The 2,945-nt window shown below is 72.0% G+C and carries 3 protein-coding genes; all 3 read left to right on the top strand.

Annotation, left to right across the window (positions count from 1 at the left end):
• The first annotated feature begins 291 nt into the window (after window positions 1-291).
• The gene (locus F0L68_RS41205) at window positions 292-1,443 is read left to right on the top strand and encodes a coiled-coil domain-containing protein (protein ID WP_149855350.1); all 1,152 of its coding nucleotides are present in this window, start codon (window positions 292-294) and stop codon (window positions 1,441-1,443) included.
• A 67-nt stretch (window positions 1,444-1,510) separates the two neighbouring features.
• A complete protein-coding gene (locus F0L68_RS41200) occupies window positions 1,511-2,383 on the top strand; it encodes a hypothetical protein (protein ID WP_149855349.1) in 873 nt (290 codons plus the stop codon).
• A gap of 92 nt (window positions 2,384-2,475) precedes the next feature.
• The gene (locus tag F0L68_RS41195) at window positions 2,476-2,826 is read left to right on the top strand and encodes a hypothetical protein (RefSeq protein WP_149855348.1); all 351 of its coding nucleotides are present in this window, start codon (window positions 2,476-2,478) and stop codon (window positions 2,824-2,826) included.
• Window positions 2,827-2,945 lie beyond the last annotated feature (119 nt).

Below are 2,945 nucleotides of genomic sequence, written 5' to 3'. Positions count from 1 at the left end.
GGGTAACGGCACGGCAGGGCCAGCGGCGGCCGCCGCTGCGCGGTCACCGCTTATTGGTGTGTTTCAGTAGGACGTGCCAGCCATATCAGAGGCGAGGTCGGGCTAGTGGCGGCGCGCACCACCTGGAGCGCAGCGTTCCCGATCGGTTGGGCTGCTCGACCCCGGGCAGCGGCAGACCGGCCACCGTAGCGGCCAACGAAGAAGGCCATCAAGGTCAATAAGATATAGAGTTATGAAATAAGAAAGTCTTTTTGTGTTAATAGAAGCTAGAAAGTATGCTATGCTTGGATCATGACGGCAGCGGATGAGCAGCCTGTAGCCCAACGTGAGCGACCCTGCGGGTACAGCGGGTGCGACCACACCATCCCCTACTCCGGTCGCGGACGGCCGCGCGAATACTGCGACCGCGTCTGGTCGGACGGCGAGACCTGCCAGACGAAGGCAGAGCAACAGCGTTCCGCAGCGAAGGCGTCCGGGCTCGACGGCCCGCTGATCGCCTACCGCCAGATCGCCGAGGCGACGCGGCCCGCGCTGGAAGGCGTCCAGGCCCAAGTCGGCCAGCTGCTGGAATCCCTGCGCACCGTCGAGGCCGGCGCACTGGAACGCATCAAGGCGGCCGAGGCCACCGCCGTTGCCGCCCAGAAGCGCGGCGACCAGGCCGAGCGCGACCGGGACACCGCCGTCAGCCGCGCAGGCGTGGCCGACCAGCAGCGCCGTGAGGCCATCGAGGCACAGCGGGGCGCCGAGCGCCGCGCCCGCGACGCCGAGAAGGCTGCCGAGGAAACCCAGCTCAAGGCGTGGCGCGAGATCGCCGACCACGACCACAAGCGCGGCAAGGCCGAAGCTGCTCGCGACGACGCGCAGGCCAACCTCAAGGCCCTCAAGGAGCGGTTCGACCGCCTGGCAGGCGAAGCCGACGAGCTGAGCAAGAACAACAAGGAGCTGGCCAAGAAGACGACTGCGGCCGAGAAGGCCCAGGCCGTCGCCGAGGCCGCCCAACGGGCCGCCGAGAAGGCCCAGACCGCCGCCGAGGCGGCGCGGGACGAGGCGATCACCACACGGGACAAGGCCGCCGAGAAGGCCACCGCGGCGACCACCCGCGCCGAGCAGGCCGAGACCGAGCGAACCCGGCTGCACAACGAATTGGCAGCCACCCAGCGCGCTGCTCAGGAACAGCAGGACCGAGCCACCAAGGCTGAGATCAAACAGGACCAGCTCGCCGGGCAGCTCACCGAACGCGACGCCGAGATCGAACGGCTGCGCGCCGAACGCGACGCCGAGATCGAACGGCTGCGCGCCGAACGCGACGCCGAGTTTGAGCGGCTGCGCGCCGAACGGGACCAGGCCCAGGCACGTGCCGACGCCTCCCCCACCCGTGAACAGATCGTCGAGATGATCCACGCCGCCGTCCAGCCCCCGGCCGCCGACAACGACGGCACCTGACCGCCGGGTCTGGCGCGAGTACGTGGTCGGTGAGCTGTCGTCACCATGACGACGATAGGGTGTCGTCATGGTGACGACACCCGCCGGCCGAGGTCGCCCGGCTGCGGAGACCGACCCACACGCCGCGTGGGAGCACCTGACCACATCGCCGGACTACGACCCGGGCGCGCCGCCGGTGGGCACCCTGGCCGAGATCGCCGAGCACCTGGACCGGATCGCCCGTGCCTGCCGCTACGGCGTCGACACCGGCGAGGCCGACCAGACCGACGTGTTGGCCGCGCTGCTGGTGATCCGCCGGCTACGCGAGCGGTCGGCGGAAGTCGAGCGCGACCTGATCGAGGCCGCCCGCAAGAAGACGGTGACCTGGGCACGGCTCGCGCCAGCGTTGGGCGTGGCCGACCGGTCGGCGGCCGAGCGCCGCTACCGCCGCCTGGTGCCCCCGACCTACGACCGGCCCGGCACCCACACCCAGGAGGGCAGGGTGGAAGCCGGCCGGGCCGAACGCGCAGAACAGCGTGCCCAGCACGCGTGGGTCGCCGCGCACGCCGCCGACGTCGCCGTGGTGGCCGCGCGGGTGGTCGCGCTGCCCGACCTGGACGCGGTCGCCTTCGACGGCGAGCAACGCCGCGTGGCGAACGCCCGCAGGATGCTGGGCGGCCACCGGACGGGCTCCCGCTGGGAGCCGCCGAGCAGTCCGACCTGGCCCGGCGCGTTGCGGGCCGCGGTGGCCGCCGGCGACGCGCACGCGATGTTCCACGAGCTGCACCTGGCGCGTCACGACTTGGCCGAGGCGTACCCCAGGGTGGTCGAGGCGGTGCGGGAGCTGTACGCGGGGGCGAGCGACGCCCGGTGGGCGGCGGTCAAGGACCGCTTCGGCCCCGAAGACAGCGACGACGAGGACGGCGACCTGGCCGAGGGCGGTGCGGCCGGCCAGGACTGACGTCCAGAGGGGAAACGCGACCGGTTGGTCACCCGACCGCGCCGGGCCGCGCTGGCCGTCGTGCCCCGCACCGGTCCCTACGCTGCACCGCCATGTCCACCGTCGTGTCCACCGTGATCGCCTGCGACTGGCCGGGCTGCGCTGAGCGCCTGGTCCTGCCCAGCGACCGCCGTCCGTTGGGAGGCAAGGCGCGCGAGGCCGGTTGGTTCGTCGTGGACGGCGTGGTGCCGATGCAGTTCTGCCCCGGCGAGCCGGGCGTGCGCGCGGGGCACGTGCCCTTTGTCGCCGCAGGCAGTGCGCGGGGCGAGTTGTTCGTGGCGTGCCTGTGCGGCTGGTCCATGCAGAAGTGTCTGCACCGTCGCGCCGAGCACGAGCCCGCGGTGCGGTCGCGGCGCGACGCCTACCGGCTGTGGCAGGAGCACGCCCAGTCCGTTGTGTCCTGAACCCCGGTCTCCGACGTCACGCGTTCGGGATGACGTCCTGGTCGGTCGGCGGCGGGATCTCCACGGAGACTGCGGGGGCCGCCTCAGCGACGACTGAGGCGGCCCCCGCGAACGCGCGC

The sequence above is a fragment of the Solihabitans fulvus genome (genome assembly GCF_008386585.1).
GTDB classification, from domain to species: Bacteria; Actinomycetota; Actinomycetes; order Mycobacteriales; family Pseudonocardiaceae; genus Solihabitans; species Solihabitans fulvus.
This window is presented reverse-complemented; position numbering and strand designations above follow the sequence as displayed.